The sequence below is a fragment of the Mastigocladopsis repens PCC 10914 genome (assembly GCF_000315565.1).
In the GTDB taxonomy this organism is placed as follows: Bacteria; Cyanobacteriota; Cyanobacteriia; order Cyanobacteriales; family Nostocaceae; genus Mastigocladopsis; species Mastigocladopsis repens.
In genome coordinates, this window is the sequence record NZ_JH992901.1 from 564,412 (window position 1) to 582,989 (window position 18,578).

Sequence of the window (18,578 nt, forward strand, 5' to 3'; positions counted from 1 at the left end):
TTACCTCTAAATATAATTTGTATGGAGAGTAAACTCAAAGAACTCATTGGTCAGCCTAATGTTTGGCTTTTTGTCAAAAGCAGTAACGGCTGGTTAAAGAACGTAGAAATTTTAGATGTCAAATCTGATATTGTAACATTTCGTTATGAACACGAATCCGAGGCAGAAAAGAGGCTTTGGGAGAAGACCACTCGGATTGACAATATTGCAGAGATTGAAGTGCGTCTGTTAACACTACCTAAGAACGATCAGCAGGTACAAGATATCAAAAATAGACTTTCCAAGCTCCTAGAGCAGGAGGAAAGATAAGAATCATAAGTTGCATTGCTTGCTGAAGTCAGCGCTCACCAAACTCGCTGGCGATACCCCCGTATAGCACCGACTCGTACCGACCTAGAGGTTTTTATCTATCAATCGCTTCTGTATCTGAGGGAGGTGCAAAAGATTCCCTGTGACTATCGTGTGGTGTTACCGAAACCTGAACTGCTTCCTATCGCTATTGCTAAGGCTTAAAATTAGTGAGACACTCGGTTTATTCGAGCAACTGGATTTCTAGATTCTCGAGTTTGTTGAAAAAAACGAGTTTCTGTTATGGTAAATTCATAAAGGGAAAAAAAGACTAACGGACTGAGCGTAAACTCAGTCCGTTAAAAAAAGCGGGTTAACCGCTGTAGAACAGGTTAACCCGTGCAGCTTTGGGAACGCGCAGAGAAATGACTATTGCAATACCAACTTAACGTTGGCATTTTGCAAACCGCGCTGCTTCACTTCTGCCAGGGTCTTGTTAACGGCATACTTCTGGTTGATGGAGTTGATCAGCTCGGTTTGATTGTGCTTCTTAGCAACGCCCCACAGGTCTGCAATCAAGTCGAAGGAACCATCGCTGTTGCGAGACCAACCGAGGTCATATTCGCCTTCCAAAACTGCAACGATGTCGGAACGAACACGCTGACCGTTGTAGCCACGAACATCAGCTTCGGTCTTTACAGTGATGCCCAAGTCGCGCAGGGAAGCCTTGAGGATTTCAGCATCGGTAATTTTGGTACGCAGAGTGCTAAAGTGAGACATTTGGGTTTCCTCCAATGAGAAAGTAGAGAAAAAGACAACGGTTTGTTTTAAGCGAAGCCGCGTTTACCAAGACGCGGTTTTTTCATAACTGCTAGCTTTTGACGCTAGCCTTTCCCCCTGTGGTAGCAGGAGAAAGCTTTTAGAACTCCATTCGCTGATATTCAGCGACGGAGGATGCGGCTGGTCTGGCGCGCTGTCTAGCCCAGTCTCGAAGAGCTGTGACCTGTTCTTGCATCGTACGAGACAGCGGAAGCGTTGCTTTAAGCGCCGCAATAATATCTAACTGTGTGAACTCCCGATCTTGAGCAAAAGCTTCGTACATTGCTGCAACAATCGCTTGTTCAATTTCTGCCCCAGAAAATCCATCGGACATCTTAGATAGCTGTTCTAAGTCAAATCGCGAGATGTCCTCCCGGCGCCTTGAGAGGTGTATAGTGAAAATATCCTGGCGCTCTTCAGGTGTGGGCAGATCCACAAAGAAAATTTCATCAAAGCGACCCTTCCTCAGAAACTCACCAGGTAGGCGCTCAACTCGGTTCGCAGTCGCCATAACAAATACCGGGGATTTCTTCTCTTGCATCCAGGTGAGGAAAGAGCCAAATATCCGGCTGGAAGTACCACCATCGGAGTCAGAAGAACCTGTACTACCAGCAAAAGATTTATCTAACTCATCAATAAAAAGAATTGCTGGGGAAATGGATTCTGCTGTTTTGAGGGCATTACGCAGGTTTGCTTCCGAACGCCCCACCATAGAACCATCATAGACTCGCCCCATATCTAACCGCAGCAGTGGCAAACTCCACAACCGAGAGGTGGTTTTGGCAATTAAAGACTTACCGCAACCTGGAACTCCTAAGATGAGCATACCTTTGGGTTGAGGTAGACCGTACTCTCGCGCTCTTTCTGTAAATGCGTTAGAGCGTTGCTTCAGCCACTTTTTCAACTCTTCTAAGCCGCCAACAGCATCGATAGTTGCGTCTTCTTCTATGTATTCTAATATACCATTTCGCCGAATAAGCTGCTTTTTCTCAGATAAAACTATATCTACTTCATCTTCCGTCAGACGTCCCTTAGTTACCTGTGCCTTACGGTAGACTTTTTCTGATTCATCTTTAGTTAATCCTAAAGCAGCCCTCAAAAGCTTTTCACGCGCCTCTGTTGCTAGTCTTCGCCCACGATTTTGTTCTAGATGACTAGTTAAAACTTTATTCAACTCGGCCATGTCTGGAAGGGGAAAATCGAGAACGACAACTTCCTTCTCCAGTTCAATGGGAACTTGCTGCATTGGCGACATCAAAATAATATTTTTCTGCGTGCCCTTGAAGCCACCGATCGCGTCTCGTAATGACCTTGTTGTCGCAGGCGCATCAATAAAGGGATGTAAATCTTTAAGAATAAAAATACCTGGTTCTCTCTGCCGGATTATCCACTCAATCGCCGCCTCTGGAGAAACCGTATTGTGTTGGGTAACGTTCCGGGGTTGACCATATTCCACGATGCCGTGAGTGACTGTCCACACGTACACTCTTCGCTGTGGCTTTGATGATTGAGCGATTGTAAAAATTGCCAGCTCAGCCCGCTCTTCCTCGGAGGTCACAAGGTAGATTAGAGGGTATTGAGCTTGAATAAGGATGTTGAGCTCTTCTTTCATACAATCGACCTACTTGAGACCTTTACAGACAGTACAGACATCGCTTTGTTTTCTTGAGGAAATTATGAATATGAAATTCCTAATTTCTATCTAGCAAGGAACTAACTCTTCCTTACCCTTTTGATTATTTTCATCAAGTTCCATTTCATCCATGGGAAGACGCTTTTCCTGCCCAATAACTCCAGCTTGCTTACCCAATGCGACTAATTCCCCATCACGCACCAATACTGAACTTTCACAAGCAGGACAGGAATAAACTCTATGCGTCCTTCCATAAGAGGCTTCCACTTCTTCTACTAATTCTGAGTTTGCCAGATAGAAGTCTAGGGCGCGTTCGGCAAGTTCTGACATTGGTTCAGAGTCAATAGCTGAACGAATCTTCAACTTCTTGTGCAGTTCCGGCGTCAGATACAATGTAACCTTTTGCTTAGCTTGCATATTACTCTTTAACGGTCTTACCCGGGTATGTATTTTACGATATCGGTTCCCCTTTTGCTTGTCAAGACGGCAAAACGTTTTGACGGCATTTTTGTTACATTTCTTAAAAAAGCAGGAACTCTTAGTCATTAGTTCAGGGTTTTACATCAAAACAGAAAATATCCATTCTTGAGAAATAAGCTAGCTTCATGTCTACTGCTGCTATAAACATCTGTGTCGTTTGGGGCAAAATCCGTCAAAGTAATGAAGAGTGAAGAAAGAAGAAAGAATATAATTATTAACTCTTCTGTGTTCGTTCTTCCATCTTCTTTACCTGTTGAGAGGGGACACAAACCTGGTAGATTTAGCTATCAGCGAGTAAAAACTGGTCAAAATGAAAGTCCTGGTTATTGGTGGCGATGGATATTGCGGTTGGGCAACCGCACTTTACCTTTCAAATCGCGGTTATGAAGTTGGTATTCTAGACAGTTTAGTGCGGCGGCACTGGGACAACGAATTGGGAGTGCAAACTCTTACCCCAATTACGCCAATTCAGCAACGTATACAGCGCTGGCACGATTTGACAGGTAAATCTATCGATCTTTTCATTAGCGACATTACTAATTACGAGTCTCTTAATAAGGCGCTGCATACATTTGAGCCAGAAGCCATTGTGCATTTTGGCGAACAACGTTCAGCACCTTTTTCAATGATTGACCGCGAACACGCAGTTTTCACTCAAGTGAACAACGTAGTTGGTACGTTGAACTTGCTGTATGCGATGCGGGAAGATTTCCCCAACTGTCACTTGGTAAAACTGGGGACAATGGGTGAATACGGCACACCCAACATCGATATTGAAGAAGGATACATCACTATAGAACACAACGGACGCCAAGATACCTTACCCTATCCCAAGCAGCCCGGTTCAATGTATCACTTAAGCAAAGTTCATGACAGTCACAATATCCACTTTGCTTGTCGGATTTGGGGATTAAGGGCAACAGACTTAAATCAAGGTGTCGTCTACGGCGTTTTAACCGAAGAGACAGGGATGGACGAACTGTTGATTAACCGCCTTGATTACGATGGCGTATTTGGGACGGCGCTAAACCGTTTCTGCATTCAAGCAGCTATTGGACATCCCCTTACTGTCTATGGAAAAGGCGGACAAACTCGAGGATTTTTGGATATTCGGGATACCGTGCGATGTGTTGAACTAGCTATAGCCAACCCAGCCCAAGCTGGGGAATTCCGCGTGTTCAACCAGTTTACCGAACAATTTAGCGTCGGCGACTTGGCGATGATGGTGAAAAAAGCTGGTAACGCAATGGGACTGAATGTGGAAATTAATCATTTAGATAATCCCAGGGTCGAGAGAGAAGAACATTACTTCAATGCTAAAAATACCAGATTGCTGGATCTTGGCTTGCAGCCCCACTATCTTTCTGATTCTCTTCTCGATTCTCTCTTGAACTTTGCTATTAAGTACCAGCATCAAGTCGATAAAAATCAAATTTTGCCTAAAGTCTCTTGGCGGAGAAATTAGGTACATCCTAAATGCGGTTGGTTTACCACCTGCCTAAAACTGGTCGTCATATTGTTGTGCAGTATGACGACCAGTCTTTTTAGAAGGATGAAGGATGAAATACCCCCTTCTTCACTTCATACTTTATACTTCCAACCTTTACCTTCATTTCAGACTTCATACTTCGCCTGTACTGAATAGTTTTTATGCGAATCGCCCTGTTTACCGAAACCTTTTTGCCTAAAGTTGATGGCATCGTAACACGCTTGAGTCATACGGTGGACCATCTTCAGCGCAGTGGCAACCAAGTGCTGGTAATTGCCCCTGATGGTGGCATTACTGAATACAAAGGAGCTAAAGTATATGGTATATCTGGTTTTCCCCTGCCACTGTATCCAGAGTTAAAAATGGCACTACCTCGTCCAGCAATTGGTCAAGCTCTAGAGGAGTTCAAGCCAAAGATTATTCATGTAGTAAACCCAGCAGTCTTAGGATTAGCTGGTATAATTTATAGCAAATACCTAAATGTTCCCTTGGTTGCATCTTACCATACTCATCTACCTCAGTATCTTCAGCATTACGGTTTGGGAATGCTGGAAGGTTTATTGTGGGAACTGCTGAAGACAGCTCACAATCAAGCAGCTTTAAATCTGTGTACCTCCACAGCAATGATGCAGGAATTGATAGAACACGGTATTGAAAGGGTAGATTTGTGGCAAAGAGGGGTGGATACGGAATCATTTCATCCTGACAATGCCTGTCAGCAAATGCGATCGCGCCTGTCGCAAAATCATCCTGAAAGTCCATTATTACTTTACGTCGGACGTCTTTCTGCCGAAAAAGAAATTGAGCGCATCAAACCGATTTTAGAAGCCATTCCCGAGGCACGGTTAGCGTTAGTGGGAGATGGTCCTCACCGCCAAGCACTGGAAAAACACTTTACTGGGACAAATACTCTTTTTGTTGGGTATCTTGTCGGTAGAGAATTAGCCTCTGCCTTTGCTAGTGCTGATGCGTTTATTTTTCCTTCTCGGACGGAGACACTAGGATTAGTTCTACTAGAAGCTATGGCTGCTGGGTGTCCGGTTGTTGCAGCCCGTTCTGGTGGGATTCCTGATATTGTGACAGACGGGGTGAATGGATATCTTTTTGAGCCAGAAGCAGATGTTCAAAGTGCCATTGCAGCAACTCAGGGTCTCCTACAACAGCAACAAGAACGAGAAACTATCCGTCAAAATGCGCGTCGGGAAGCAGAACGTTGGGGATGGGCTGCTGCTACCCGCCAGCTACAAACCTATTATCAAAAGGTGATTTATTCTGAATTGCCGAAAGTGGCATAGAGATTGTTAGTGGGTAGTTGTGAGTTGTTAGTTGTTCTACTATTCACCACCCATTACCCACTACCCACTACCCACTACCTACTACCTACAAGAAAATTTTAAATCTCCATGACACTCCTAAATGCTGGTAGCGTCTTGGCTACATTAACTGAACTGACTCAAGTTAATCGCACTCACACCCTACTGCGTCGTGTCAAAGACTTTTCTGTTAATGAATTTGTTTGCTTGCTAGACTTTATCACTGCTGAATTTCAGCAGTTTCTTAGGGCAATTGAACTCATTAACAATGAAGCTCTAGAAACGATGCTGGAAAAGGTTCTAGAGGCGATTACACTCAAAATTGGTCAAATTCTCCAAGCAGAATATACCACTATTTTTTTGGTTGACTATGATAAAGGTCAGTTATGGTCAAAACTTCCTCAAGATAACACCCAAAAGGCTATAGAAATTCGCATTCCTATTAGCGTTGGTATCCCTGGTCATGTAGCCAGTACAGGTCAATGTTTGAACATATTTGATACTTCTACTCACCCCCTCTTTAGCCCTGAACTGGAAAAACAAATGGGCTACACGATTCGTAATATTTTATGTATGCCCGTTTTGAGCAGCAAAAACCAGATTGTGGCGGTCGTGCAACTAGCAAATAAAGCTGGGGGAATTCCGTTTAATCATGAAGATGAAGTACACTTTCGAGATTTTGCCTCTTCGATTGGCATTATCCTGGAAAGTTGCCAATCTTTTTATGTTGCAGCTCGCAATCAACGGGGCGTAACAGCTCTATTACGGGCGACTCAGACTTTAGGACAAAGTTTAGATCTCGAAGCAACTTTGCAAATAGTCATGGAGCAAGCCCGGATTTTAATGCAAGCAGACCGTAGCACTCTATTTTTATATCGTAAAGAAATGGGGGAACTGTGGACTAAAGTAGCAGCTGCGGATGATCAAACCATGATGGAAATCCGTATGCCTGACAACAAAGGCATTGCAGGTTATGTAGCATCCACTGGTGAAGCGCTAAATATCCCCGATGCTTATAAAGACCCACGTTTTGACCCCACAACAGACCAAAAGACAGGGTATGTCACTCGCAATATCCTGTGTTTGCCAGTGTTTAATTCAGCAAATGAATTGATTGGCGTGACTCAGTTAATTAATAAGCATCAAGGGAGTTTTACCGCCTCGGATGAGGAATTTATGCGGGCTTTTAATATCCAGGCTGGAATTGCTCTAGAAAATGCCCGCTTATTTGAAAATGTCTTACTAGAAAAACAGTATCAAAAAGATATTTTGCAAAGCCTTTCAGACGCCGTAATTTCTACGGACATGGAAGGTAGAATCGTTACAATTAATGATGCAGCGTTACAGCTATTGGGTTGTCCCTTAGAGGAAGGAAACGCTAAAAACAATAAGTATCTTTGGGAACAAAACTTGATTGGTCGGTTAGTCTGGGAAGTTGTGCCTATTGATAATCTACAACTGAGGCTACAAGATAGTTTAAAAACTGGGGCAAAACATTATGTCCCAGAGCAAAGTTTGATGGTAGGACTGTATGTAGAAACGCGACGCCAGTCGCCTAGGTCGGGAGACCCTCCTGCAGCGCTGGCTCGCCACGGCACGTCTCTACAAGAGCCAGATATATACATTCTGGCAATAGGCGATCGCACCAACCCAGATGTTTTCATTCCCTGGAATCAATCTCTCTTACCCCGGGTAGCGTTGCTTGATGCAACGAGTATCAAGAAAAACGAACGCAGTATCAATCTCACTGTTAATCCTTTGACGAACCCAGAAGGCGGCGTACGAGGCGGGTTGGTGGTCTTGGAAGACATCAGTCAGGAAAAACGCATGAAAACGACCATGTACCGCTACCTGACTCCCCGTGTCGCTGAACAAGTCATGATACTAGGGGAAGATGCTTTGATGGTGGGCGAACGCAAAGACGTTACCATCTTGTTTTCTGATATCAGAGGTTACACCACACTGACAGAAAATCTTGGTGCTGCTGAAGTGGTGTCGTTGCTGAATCAGTATTTTGAAACGATGGTTGAAGCGGTTTTTAACCACGAAGGCACCTTAGATAAGTTTATTGGTGATGCCTTGATGGCAGTCTTTGGTGCGCCGCTACCACTTTTGGAAAATCATGCTTGGAGGGCAGTGCAGTCGGCATTAGAAATGCGGCAACGACTGGCAGAATTTAATCAGCGGCGAATTATCCAGGAACAGCCACAAATTCATATTGGTATTGGCATCAGTTCAGGAGAAGTGGTTTCCGGCAATATTGGTTCCCGAAGACGGATGGACTACACCGTCATCGGGGATGGCGTGAATTTGAGTTCGCGCTTGGAAAGAGTCACAAAGGAATACGGTTGCGATATCATTTTAAGTGAATTTACTTACCAGTTGTGTGGCGATCTGATTTGGGTGCGCGAGTTAGACAGAATCAGGGTGAAAGGAAAACATCAAGCAGTCAGTATTTACGAGTTGATCAGCGATCGCGGTACTGCCTTAGATGCCAACACTCAAGAGTTTTTGTCTCATTACCAAACTGGACGTAGTGCTTACTTGTCGCGCAATTTCCAACACGCTATTGTCTGTTTTGAAGCCGCCAAAAAAATCCGATCCAAAGACCAAGCCGTTGATATCCACTTAGAACGTGCTCATAATTACCTTAAGGAGCCTCCTAGTCATTCTTGGGATGGTGTCTTCAGTATGCTGACGAAGTAATCAAGAAATGATCAATTGTGAATAATCAAAGCGAAAGACTGCCCTTAATTCATCATTGAGCATTGAGAATTTACTCACTGTTTCCCTCGTCACTATGGAAAGGGTCTTCACCTATTCTCAGTTCTTTTTTTGAGCGTTTTAAGTTTTTCCAAAGACCCTTGATTTGCTCGTATGCTTGCTCTGGTGGGATTTTTCCTGATGTTTCTAGGTTACAAATGTAACTTATTTTTTGGGCAAATTCCTGTAAATTAGCATTGAAAACCAAGTTTTCTGGTTTCACTTGACCGTAGTAGCGACCACGAGGATAGAGAAAATCATCTTTATTTACCATTGTTCTCTCCGTTTACTCAATCCCCCCTGATTTCGGCGCTGAAGTGAATATTTAGCAACCATCGTTGAGTTTCCTTTGGTTGCTCACTGACTTCTTCTGCCTTTAAACAATGATTTTATTCAACTTGAGTGGAAAACGCCAGATAAAGAGCTGGTATTATATACAAATTTTTTTTGAATTGATTTTAGGTATTTATCCAGCCCAAAATTTTACTATTACTAGTTCGTGTAAACAACTATACTCTTCTCTACAAGTTTTCCTATCAGCCAAAGAATACAATATTACAGCAAAACAAGGACGGCTTTGGGTGCATAAGTCTTTTGTCCATTACTGATGACTAAAGATAAAATGGTTAAGCCTGAAAGCATAAAAGCTGCCCATTGCCTAAAACTTTACTTTTCACCATGTCTGTTCAAACAAAAATATACGAAGGCAAAGCTAAAATTCTCTATACAACCGACGAGCCTGAAATCTTATTAGCCGATTTTAAAGACGATGCAACTGCCTTTAACGCCCAAAAGCGTGGCAGTATCCAGGATAAAGGAGACATAAATTGTAGCATTTCTAGTAAACTATTTCAACAACTAGAGGCCCATGGCATCAAGACTCACTATATTGATAGCCCGGCTCCTCATCAAATGCGGGTAAAGGCGTTGAAGATTTTGCCATTAGAAGTCGTCGTGAGGAATATCGCTGCTGGAAGTCTTTGCCAACAAACAGGATTAGCACTCGGAACTGTGTTAAGACAGCCATTGGTTGAGTTTTATTACAAAAACGACCAACTGGGAGATCCATTGTTAACACGCGATCGCCTTTTCCTGTTGGAACTAGCGACTCTGGAACAAGTAAATACAATTACCCATCTAGCATTGCAAATCAACAAGTTTCTCAGCGACTTTTTTCAGGGGTGCGGCATTACCTTAGTAGACTTCAAACTAGAGTTTGGCTTGGACTCACAACAGCAATTGCTATTGGCAGATGAAATTAGTCCTGACACCTGTCGTTTATGGGACAATTCTGCTGGAAGTGACCCGAATCTCCGGGTACTGGACAAAGACCGCTTCCGTCGGGACTTAGGGAACGTAGAAAATGCCTACCAGGAGGTTTTACAAAGAGTACTCAAAGCTTGTCAAAGCAATTGAAGCAGATAGGGCATTGAAGAATGGGAACTCGATCATTCCCACTCTCCAAGCCTTGATCCCCAATCCTTAATGCTTTTGGTAAAAAGGAAAAACAAATGATTCTTATCCACTTTTGCCTTTTGCAATGTGCCTTATAAAGGTAAAAAGGCAAAAGTCAAAATGTAATTTTTCCATAACCCTTGCCGGAGAGCATGATTGCCTTGTGATGGTGTGTGGACGTGAAGAGGAATCCAAATAAAATGCGCTTATCTCCCGTTTTAGCCACAGTTGTGGCGATTGCAGCCCCTTTTGGCAGTTCGCTGAGTGCAAATGCACAAACCCCCAACAGTTCAAATTCAAACCAGACAGCAGAAGTTTTAACACCTGTCACAAATCAGGGGCATGAAGTTGTCGGGGTATTCCCAGCTTCGTCAGAACCAAGGGCGAAACCAGAGGTCGTAGTCCCAAGTTCCATAGAAAAATCAAAGACGACGCAACCCCTCAACAGTTCTAAACAGACAGCAGAAGCTTTAAAACCTGTCACAAATCAGCAGTATAAAGTTGTCGGGGTATTCCCAGCTTCAGCACCGACAGCAACAAAACAGGTCATAGTGCCAAGAAGATCCACATCGTCAACAACTGCACAAAATCTTCTGCAAACGCCTACTCCTGAGACTCAACAGCAGCAAACATCTCCCCAAACCCCCGATAGTACCACCACACCAGAAAATACCAACCAGCCTGGGGCTGAACCTGGACAAAATCCTCCGCAAACACCTTTTCCAAGCATTCAACAACAAACACCAGCTCCTGAGACTCAACAGCAGCAAACACCTTCTCCAAGCATTCAACAACAAACACCAGCTCCTGAGACTCAACAGCAGCAAACACCTTCTCCAAGCATTCAACAACAAACACCAGCTCCTGAGACTCAACAGCAGCAAACACCTCCCCAAGCTCCCGGGACCACTCCCGCACCAGAGAATAACAGCCAGCCTGGGGCTGAACCTACATCCCCACAAATTCCAGGAAATACCCAACCAGACCAACAAACCCCAGAAGCCGCTGAACCCCGCGTGCTGGTCTCTGAAGTCTCGATTAGAGCCGAAACCGGGCAACTAGCGCCGGAACTGGAAGACCAAATATATCGAGCAATTCGCACCCAGCCAGGACGAACAACAACCCGTTCCCAACTGCAAGAAGATATCAACTCCATTTTTGCCACTGGTTTCTTCTCAAACGTTCAAGCAGTGCCAGAAGATACCCCCTTAGGAGTGCGGGTGAGCTTTGTTGTACGACCCAATCCGGTTCTAACTAAAGTGCAAGTACAAGCAAATCCTGGTACTAACGTTCCCTCTGTACTACCTGCTACTACTACAGATGAGATATTTAAAGATCAGTATGGCAAAATTCTCAACTTACGTGACTTACAAGAAGGCATCAAGCAATTAACTAAGCGCTATCAGGACCAAGGTTATGCCCTGGCAAACGTGATTGGAGCACCGCAAGTCTCTGAAAATGGAGTTGTCACCTTGCAAGTGGCAGAAGGGGTCGTAGAAAATATCCGAGTTCAGTTCCGCAATAAAGAAGGTCAGGTGACAAACGACAAAGGACAACCGATCCGAGGAAGGACGCAACCTTATATCGTTACGCGTGAGCTGGAGTTGAAACCCGGACAAGTCTTCAACCGCAACACAATACAAAAAGACTTGCAAAGGGTCTTCGGACTGGGGCTGTTTGAAGATGTGAATGTTTCGCTTGACCCGGGTACAGACCCCAGTAGGGTGAATGTGGTCGTTAACGTGGTTGAGCGCAACAGCGGTTCCATTGGGGTGGGTGCTGGTCTTAGTTCTGCCACTGGATTGTATGGTAGCGTCAGCTATCAGCAGCAAAACCTCAATGGCAGAAATCAAAAATTAGGGGCAGAGTTACAGCTAGGAACAAGGGAATTTTTGTTTGACCTCCGCTTTACAGACCCCTGGATAGCTGGTGATCCCTACCGAACCTCCTACACAGCCAATATCTTCCGTCGTCGCTCGATTTCATTAATTTTTGAAGGCGACGATGAAGAAATCGAGACATTTGACCCAAACGACCCTGACAATGACAACGATCGCCCCCGGGTTGTGCGTCTGGGAGGCGGTGTTAACTTCACCCGTCCCTTATCCAGAAATCCCTACGAGAAGTCAGTATGGACAGCTTCAGCTGGTTTGCAGTATCAACGAGTGACTACCCAAGATGCTGATGGCGATATTAAAGAACTAGGACGGCTCGAAGACACGAATGAGGTCGTTGAACTAAGCCAATCTGGGGAAGGTAAAGACGATTTGTTGCTATTGCAACTGGGCGCTGCACGCGACCTCCGAAATAACCCCTTGCAACCCACCAGTGGTTCTTACCTGCGTTTCGGGGTAGACCAATCGGTGCCGATAGGATTGGGCAATATTCTCCTTACTAGGTTACGAGGTAGCTACAGCCAATACTTGCCTGTAGACTTTACTAACTTTAATAAAGGACCGGAAACCCTGGCTTTTAACATTCAAGGGGGAACTATTCTGGGTGATTTACCTCCCTATGAAGCCTTTTCTCTTGGTGGTAGCAACTCTGTTCGAGGATATGACGAAGGTTCCTTAGGCAGTGGACGGAGTTTCGTACAAGCATCGGTTGAGTATCGCTTCCCAGTTTTCTCAGTCGTGAGTGGCGCACTATTTTTTGATGTCGGTTCCGACTTGGGAACTGCTACCAGAGCATCTGAGGTCTTGAACAAAAACGGTACTGGCTACGGCTATGGTGTTGGAGTGCGCGTGCAGTCTCCTTTAGGACCAATTCGCATTGACTACGGTATCAACGATGATGGAGATAGCCGTATAAACTTTGGTATTGGCGAAAGGTTTTAAATAGTCATTAGTCATTAGTCATTAGTCATTAAGTCATTTGTCATTTTTTCAGACAAATGACAAAGGACTAAGGACGAAAGACAAAAGACAAAGTGACGATATGCAACAACATACATTAGCAGATGAAATCATCCAAACAGGAGTGGGACTGCATAGCGGAGTCACTACCCAAGTTCGGATACAACCAGCCGAGACAGGAAGTGGGCGCTACTTTGTACGTGTGGATTTGCCGGATACTCCGATCATTCCAGCGCAAGTCGCAGCGGTTAATCAAACCCTGCTTTCAACTCAGTTAGGTAAAGGGGAGGCATATGTCCGCACGGTAGAGCATTTGCTAGCAGCCCTTGCTGCGATGGGAGTGGATAACGCCCGGATTGAAATTGACGGTTCGGAAGTGCCACTTTTAGATGGTTCGGCAAAGGAGTGGACAGACGCAATTGCCCAAGCTGGCTTAGTGTCACAAACTTTAACTGAGGACAAGATGACTCTAGTTATCGACCAGCCAATTTGGGTGCGTCAGGGCGATGCCTTTGCCTGTGCCCTTCCAGCCCCAGAAACTCGCTTTACCTACGGTATTGATTTCGATTTACCTGCAATTGGTAATCAATGGCACAGCTGGTCTTCTACTGCCAACAAGGGAAACCCTTATGCTAGCTTCGCTGCCGAAATTGCTCCTGCCCGTACTTTTGGGTTACTGCATCAAATTGAACAACTCCAGCACTCGGGGTTAATTAAAGGTGGAAGCTTGGATAATGCGCTCGTTTGTGGACCAGAAGGCTGGGTAAATCCACCATTGAGATTTGCAAATGAGCCAGTACGTCATAAAATCTTGGATTTAGTAGGAGATTTGAGCTTGCTCGGATCTTTCCCCTGCGCTCATTTTTTGGCGTACAAAGCCAGCCATAATTTACACATTCAACTGGCTCAAAGGATTTTAGATGTAGGAGTTGGTTCGTAGTGAGCGCTTAAGCACTTACGACAAGCCAATTACCAATCCACAATCCATCATCTCTAGGGGGAGGTTCAAACAAGCACCTACGGAAAAAACAAAAATAGAAAATAAATCACAGTATCAATGTCAAATGCCACCGGCCAAGTCAATACCATCGATGTTCCCACACCAGCATCTACCAACGACCAGCCAGATAATACGATCACAAACAAGTCTGACAATAAAATCATTTTCTCTGTAGAAGAAATCCAAAAGCTGCTCCCCCACCGCTACCCCTTTGCGCTTGTAGACAGGATTATTGAATATGTACCGGGGAAACGAGCTGTTGGCATTAAAAATGTCACTGTCAATGAACCCCATTTTCAAGGGCATTTTCCAGGACGCCCAATTATGCCGGGAGTGCTCATTGTAGAAGCAATGGCACAAGTCGGCGGTGTCGTCTTGACTCAATTACCAGAAATGGAAGGCGGACTCTTTGTGTTTGCTGGGATCGACAAAACCCGCTTCCGCCGTCAAGTCGTACCGGGGGATCAAATAGTGATAACCGTGGAACTGTTGTGCGTTAAACAACGTCGTTTCGGTAAAATGCAAGCGCGTGCCGAAGTTGACGGTCAGCTCGCTACTGAAGGCGAACTGATGTTTTCCCTCGTAACCTGAAGATTTGCTTTTGTGGTAAAGGCCCGACCGTGACGTGCCTTTGCTGAATCCTGAATAAGGATATCAGTAAAACAAACAACCCACAACAGCATTGTTTAGTTCTCGATTCTCGACGCCCTCACACATAAGTAGCTAGTCTGACACGTTCGGCTACTCAATAAATGACCTATTGAGGTACAGACGCGCCCTTAGCGCGTCTCTACTCTTAGCACTCAAGCCTGTTCTGGAGATGCACCCTTGAAAACGCTAATTCATCCAACTGCTGTCATACATCCTAATGCGGAATTGCACCCTACAGTGGAAGTCGGTGCTTATGCTGTGATTGGCGCACATGTCAAAGTAGGTTCTCAAACAGTCATCGGCGCTCATGCCGTACTAGAAGGACCTCTGGAGATTGGGGCACGAAATCAAATTTTTCCGGGAGCCGTTATTGGCATGGAACCCCAAGATTTAAAGTACTCTGGCGAATATAGCTGGGTCAAGATTGGGAACGATAACTCAATTCGGGAATACGTCACGATTAATAAAGCAACTGGTGCGGGTGAAGAAACTCGCATTGGTAACGGAAACCTACTCATGGCTTATGTCCATGTGGGTCATAACTGCGTTATTGAAGACTCTGTGATCATCGCCAACTCTGTCGCTTTAGCGGGTCATGTCCACATAGAGTCACGCGCAAGGCTCAGTGGGGTTTTGGGTGTCCATCAATTTGTACATATTGGTAGCTTGGCTTACGTGGGCGGTATGACTCGCATTGACCGAGATGTGCCGCCATATATGATGGTGGAGGGTAATCCTTCGCGGGTACGAACACTTAACCTTGTAGGACTCAAACGCGCAGGTTTCACAGCTGCTGAGTTGCAAATCTTGAAAAAAGGCTTCCGCCTTCTCTACCGTTCTGAGTTGACCTTTAAGCAATCCTTGGAACAGTTGGAACTGCTAGGAGATACCCAACAGCTACAGCATCTGCGTCGCTTTTTGCTACTTTCTCAAATGCCAGGAAGACGCGGCTTGATTCCTGGAAAGGGGAAAGCAGCCCTTAGAGACGAGGAATCATAGGTTATGAGACACGGAGACGCGGGGACACTTTTACTCTCCCCATCTCCCTATCTCCCCATTCCCTATTCTTAATATATAAATGCGAATATTTATCAGTACTGGCGAAGTGTCTGGCGACCTGCAAGGGTCGCTACTGATTGCTGCACTCAAACGCCAAGCAGTAGCCGCTGGCTTGGAATTAGAGATTGTGGCTTTGGGTGGTGAAAAAATGCTAACTGTTGGAGCGACCCTTTTAGGCAATACCAGTGGGATTGGCTCAGTGGGTATTCTAGAATCACTGCCTTATATGTTACCAACACTCCTGACCCAACGACGAGCGATCGCCTATCTTAAGCAACATCCACCTGACTTGGTGGTCCTCATTGACTACATGGGGCCAAATCTTGGCATTGGCAACTACATTCGCCGGAATCTGCCACACATCCCTGTAGTGTATTATATTGCACCACAAGAATGGGTTTGGTCAATAAATTCACGTAATACAAATTTGATTGTTGGTATAACAGACAAGCTGCTAGCAATCTTTCCAGGGGAAGCTCGTTACTTCCAACAAAAGGGAGCAAAAGTCACCTGGGTAGGGCATCCTTTAGTAGACAGAGTCCAAAGCTTTCCTAGTCGGGAAGCGGCGCGTACACAGTTAGGAATTGCAGAGGATGAGATAAGTGTAGCTCTTCTCCCCGCTTCTCGTACCCAAGAACTTAAACATCTTCTACCAGTCATGTTCCAGGCTGCTCAGGTGGTTCAAGCCAAATTGCCCCAGGTACATTTTTGGATACCATTGTCTCTGGAAATCTACCGACAACCCATTGAACGAGCAATACAACGGTATGGTTTGCGAGCTTCTCTAGTATCTAGTAAAACTCAGGAAGTCCTCGCCAGTGCCGATTTAGCAATTACCAAATCTGGCACTGTCAACCTGGAACTAGCATTGTTGAACGTGCCTCAAGTTGTCCTCTACCGACTTCATCCCATCACAGCGTGGATTGCTCGTACTGTGCTCAAAGGTTCCATACCTTTTGCATCGCCGCCAAATTTAGTGATGATGAAGCAAATTGTACCAGAGTTCTTGCAAGAACAAGCCACACCAGAGAACATTACCCAAGCGGCGCTGGAATTATTGCTAAATCCCAAAAGTAAAGAGCAAATGCTGGCAGATTATCAAGAAATGCAACAGTGTTTGGGAGAAATGGGAGTGTGCGATCGCGCTGCCAAAGAAATTTTGCAAATGCTACCAAATTTTCAACATTAGATTTTAGATTTTACAGCCATTTGCATTTAAATAGATCACATTGTAGAGACGTTGCAGTGCAACGTCTCTACAGGGTTTCAATGAGTGCATATGTGGTTCATTTATTTGAAAACCGCTGTTAATTAGGCTAAAAGTCAATAATCCAACCTAGAGACTCTGTTAACAGTGTCCTTAAGCATTTTTCATCTAAAATCCACAATTGGTAGCTTAAAAACATAACATGATTCACAGTAATAAGAAAGAAAGACCTATCGCGGTTGATTTATTTGCTGGTGCTGGTGGCATGACTCTTGGTTTTGAGCAAGCAGGATTTGACGTGCTTGCATCTGTTGAAATTGATCCAATTCATTGTGCAACACATGAATTTAATTTTCCTGTTTGGAATATTTTTTGTAAAAGTGTCGTTGATATTACAGGAGCAGAAATTAGACGAGCTTCTTCTATTGGTGATAGAGAAATAGATGTAGTGTTTGGTGGACCACCATGTCAAGGTTTTTCATTAATAGGTAAACGTGTTTTTGACGATCCTCGAAATTCCCTAGTTAAAGATTTTATACGTTTAGTTATAGAATTGCAGCCAAAGTACTTTGTTTTAGAAAATGTTAAAGGAATGACTTTAGGAAAACACAGAGAGTTTATTTCAATCATCATCAATGAATTTGAGCAAACTGGTTACAAAGTTCGTAAAGATTACAAAGTTTTAAATGCTGCTGAATACGGAGTGCCGCAGAATCGTGAAAGATTATTTTTGCTAGGTTGTCGTCAGGATTTAGAATTACCACATTATCCTGAGCAAATCACTAGAACTGCAAAATCAAATAAAGCAGGGTTAAATAACCAAATTCCATTAAGTCCAACAGTTTGGGATGCAATTGGCGACCTACCTGAAGTAGAAGATTACATAGAACTTTTTGAGAAAGATTCGGTTATTGCAGACTTTGGGAAACCAAGTGATTACGGAAGACAACTTCGGGGTCTTTGCTCTTGTGATAATGACTATTCCTATGCACGTAAATATGACTCTAGAATACTTACCTCAAGTTTAAGAACAAAGCATACTCTAGAATCTATCAAAAGATTTGAGTCTACTCCTGTTGGGAAAACAGAACCTGTTAGCCGCTTTCATAAACTTAACCCTCAAGGAATATGCAATACACTTAGAGCAGGAACTGCTAGTAATAGAGGAGCCTTTACTTCTGCTAGACCAATTCATCCATTCACCCCAAGATGTATTACTGTACGTGAAGCTGCCCGTTTACATTCTTATCCGGACTGGTTCAGATTTCATGTAACAAAATGGCATGGATTTCGACAAATAGGAAATTCTGTTCCACCGTTATTAGCTAAGGCAGTAGCATCAGAAATTATTAAAGCTCTTGGTGTAAATCCATCTAAACCTGGAATGATACAAGAACTAGGAAACGAAAATTTACTAATGTTTGATATGTCTCAAGCAGCTAGATATTATGGTGTTGAGCCTCATTTTATAGAGCGAAGGAAGAGAAATTATTTGAAATAACGCTAGACGAAAGCGAAGTCAAACAAAATAGTACAAGAAAAACACTTTTCCGAAACAGATTAAAA

The 18,578-nt window shown here is 44.2% G+C and carries 16 protein-coding genes; 12 read left to right on the forward strand and 4 right to left on the reverse strand.

Translation table 11 applies throughout. The annotated features are described in order from the left end of the window. Positions 1 to 21: 21 nt before the first annotated feature. Both MAS10914_RS0104615 and MAS10914_RS35315 read left to right on the forward strand, forming a co-directional pair. A complete protein-coding gene (locus MAS10914_RS0104615) occupies positions 22 to 309 on the forward strand; it encodes a DUF6679 family protein (RefSeq protein ID WP_017314731.1) in 288 nt (95 codons plus the stop codon). Between the two features lie 15 nt (positions 310 to 324). After that, positions 325 to 513, forward strand: coding sequence for a hypothetical protein (locus MAS10914_RS35315; RefSeq protein WP_232224106.1), 189 nt, complete (start codon positions 325 to 327; stop codon positions 511 to 513). 204 nt (positions 514 to 717) lie between these two features. Here MAS10914_RS35315 and MAS10914_RS0104620 read toward each other — a convergent pair whose 3' ends face one another. From MAS10914_RS0104620 to MAS10914_RS0104630, 3 genes are all read right to left on the reverse strand, one after another. Continuing rightward, positions 718 to 1,068, reverse strand: coding sequence for a DUF1257 domain-containing protein (locus MAS10914_RS0104620; RefSeq protein ID WP_015113818.1), 351 nt, complete (start codon positions 1,066 to 1,068; stop codon positions 718 to 720). A 139-nt stretch (positions 1,069 to 1,207) separates the two neighbouring features. Next, positions 1,208 to 2,719: a stress-responsive protein Ycf46 gene (gene ycf46 / locus MAS10914_RS0104625; RefSeq protein WP_017314732.1), complete on the reverse strand. Its 1,512-nt coding sequence runs from the start codon at positions 2,717 to 2,719 to the stop codon at positions 1,208 to 1,210. A gap of 90 nt (positions 2,720 to 2,809) precedes the next feature. Further along, the gene (locus MAS10914_RS0104630) at positions 2,810 to 3,157 is read right to left on the reverse strand and encodes a hypothetical protein (RefSeq protein WP_017314733.1); all 348 of its coding nucleotides are present in this window, start codon (positions 3,155 to 3,157) and stop codon (positions 2,810 to 2,812) included. A gap of 373 nt (positions 3,158 to 3,530) precedes the next feature. On the opposite strand from MAS10914_RS0104630, the gene MAS10914_RS0104635 reads away from it, so the two are divergent. The 3 genes from MAS10914_RS0104635 to MAS10914_RS0104645 all read left to right on the forward strand — a co-directional run bounded on the left by MAS10914_RS0104635 (position 3,531) and on the right by MAS10914_RS0104645 (position 8,728). Beyond that, entirely contained in the window at positions 3,531 to 4,685 is a 1,155-nt protein-coding gene (locus tag MAS10914_RS0104635; RefSeq protein ID WP_017314734.1) for an NAD-dependent epimerase/dehydratase family protein, read from the forward strand. 185 nt (positions 4,686 to 4,870) lie between these two features. Continuing rightward, complete coding sequence (locus MAS10914_RS0104640) at positions 4,871 to 6,004, forward strand: glycosyltransferase family 4 protein (protein WP_017314735.1); 1,134 nt, start codon at positions 4,871 to 4,873, stop codon at positions 6,002 to 6,004. A gap of 108 nt (positions 6,005 to 6,112) precedes the next feature. Further along, complete coding sequence (locus MAS10914_RS0104645) at positions 6,113 to 8,728, forward strand: GAF domain-containing protein (RefSeq protein WP_017314736.1); 2,616 nt, start codon at positions 6,113 to 6,115, stop codon at positions 8,726 to 8,728. 70 nt (positions 8,729 to 8,798) lie between these two features. Here the strand turns inward: MAS10914_RS0104645 and MAS10914_RS0104650 are convergent, their stop codons facing one another. After that, positions 8,799 to 9,059, reverse strand: a complete 261-nt coding sequence (locus tag MAS10914_RS0104650; RefSeq protein WP_017314737.1) for a DUF7219 family protein — start codon at positions 9,057 to 9,059, stop codon at positions 8,799 to 8,801. Positions 9,060 to 9,463: 404 nt separating this feature from the next. On the opposite strand from MAS10914_RS0104650, the gene purC reads away from it, so the two are divergent. The 7 genes from purC (at position 9,464) to MAS10914_RS0104690 (ending at position 18,513) form a co-directional block, all read left to right on the forward strand. Further along, the gene (gene purC / locus MAS10914_RS0104660; RefSeq protein ID WP_017314739.1) at positions 9,464 to 10,201 is read left to right on the forward strand and encodes a phosphoribosylaminoimidazolesuccinocarboxamide synthase; all 738 of its coding nucleotides are present in this window, start codon (positions 9,464 to 9,466) and stop codon (positions 10,199 to 10,201) included. Positions 10,202 to 10,440: 239 nt separating this feature from the next. Further along, a complete protein-coding gene (locus MAS10914_RS0104665) occupies positions 10,441 to 13,077 on the forward strand; it encodes a BamA/TamA family outer membrane protein (RefSeq protein WP_017314740.1) in 2,637 nt (878 codons plus the stop codon). Between the two features lie 100 nt (positions 13,078 to 13,177). Beyond that, a complete protein-coding gene (lpxC, locus tag MAS10914_RS0104670; protein WP_017314741.1) occupies positions 13,178 to 14,035 on the forward strand; it encodes a UDP-3-O-acyl-N-acetylglucosamine deacetylase in 858 nt (285 codons plus the stop codon). Between the two features lie 117 nt (positions 14,036 to 14,152). Then, entirely contained in the window at positions 14,153 to 14,686 is a 534-nt protein-coding gene (gene fabZ, locus MAS10914_RS0104675; RefSeq protein WP_017314742.1) for a 3-hydroxyacyl-ACP dehydratase FabZ, read from the forward strand. 237 nt (positions 14,687 to 14,923) lie between these two features. After that, the gene (lpxA, locus tag MAS10914_RS0104680) at positions 14,924 to 15,745 is read left to right on the forward strand and encodes an acyl-ACP--UDP-N-acetylglucosamine O-acyltransferase (protein WP_017314743.1); all 822 of its coding nucleotides are present in this window, start codon (positions 14,924 to 14,926) and stop codon (positions 15,743 to 15,745) included. A gap of 79 nt (positions 15,746 to 15,824) precedes the next feature. After that, positions 15,825 to 16,994, forward strand: a complete 1,170-nt coding sequence (lpxB, locus tag MAS10914_RS0104685) for a lipid-A-disaccharide synthase (protein WP_026082335.1) — start codon at positions 15,825 to 15,827, stop codon at positions 16,992 to 16,994. 220 nt (positions 16,995 to 17,214) lie between these two features. Continuing rightward, the gene (locus MAS10914_RS0104690; RefSeq protein WP_017314745.1) at positions 17,215 to 18,513 is read left to right on the forward strand and encodes a DNA cytosine methyltransferase; all 1,299 of its coding nucleotides are present in this window, start codon (positions 17,215 to 17,217) and stop codon (positions 18,511 to 18,513) included. The last annotated feature ends 65 nt before the right edge of the window (positions 18,514 to 18,578 follow it).

Coding starts and splice junctions, on each gene's coding strand:
- MAS10914_RS0104615 (WP_017314731.1), top strand. CDS start 22: ATGGAGAGTAAACTCAAAGAACTCATTGGTCAGCCTAATGTTTGGCTT.
- MAS10914_RS0104620 (WP_015113818.1), bottom strand. CDS start 1,068: ATGTCTCACTTTAGCACTCTGCGTACCAAAATTACCGATGCTGAAATC.
- ycf46 (WP_017314732.1), bottom strand. CDS start 2,719: ATGAAAGAAGAGCTCAACATCCTTATTCAAGCTCAATACCCTCTAATC.
- MAS10914_RS0104630 (WP_017314733.1), bottom strand. CDS start 3,157: ATGCAAGCTAAGCAAAAGGTTACATTGTATCTGACGCCGGAACTGCAC.
- MAS10914_RS0104635 (WP_017314734.1), top strand. CDS start 3,531: ATGAAAGTCCTGGTTATTGGTGGCGATGGATATTGCGGTTGGGCAACC.
- MAS10914_RS0104640 (WP_017314735.1), top strand. CDS start 4,871: ATGCGAATCGCCCTGTTTACCGAAACCTTTTTGCCTAAAGTTGATGGC.
- MAS10914_RS0104645 (WP_017314736.1), top strand. CDS start 6,113: ATGACACTCCTAAATGCTGGTAGCGTCTTGGCTACATTAACTGAACTG.
- MAS10914_RS0104650 (WP_017314737.1), bottom strand. CDS start 9,059: ATGGTAAATAAAGATGATTTTCTCTATCCTCGTGGTCGCTACTACGGT.
- purC (WP_017314739.1), top strand. CDS start 9,464: ATGTCTGTTCAAACAAAAATATACGAAGGCAAAGCTAAAATTCTCTAT.
- MAS10914_RS0104665 (WP_017314740.1), top strand. CDS start 10,441: ATGCGCTTATCTCCCGTTTTAGCCACAGTTGTGGCGATTGCAGCCCCT.
- lpxC (WP_017314741.1), top strand. CDS start 13,178: ATGCAACAACATACATTAGCAGATGAAATCATCCAAACAGGAGTGGGA.
- fabZ (WP_017314742.1), top strand. CDS start 14,153: ATGTCAAATGCCACCGGCCAAGTCAATACCATCGATGTTCCCACACCA.
- lpxB (WP_026082335.1), top strand. CDS start 15,825: ATGCGAATATTTATCAGTACTGGCGAAGTGTCTGGCGACCTGCAAGGG.
- MAS10914_RS0104690 (WP_017314745.1), top strand. CDS start 17,215: ATGATTCACAGTAATAAGAAAGAAAGACCTATCGCGGTTGATTTATTT.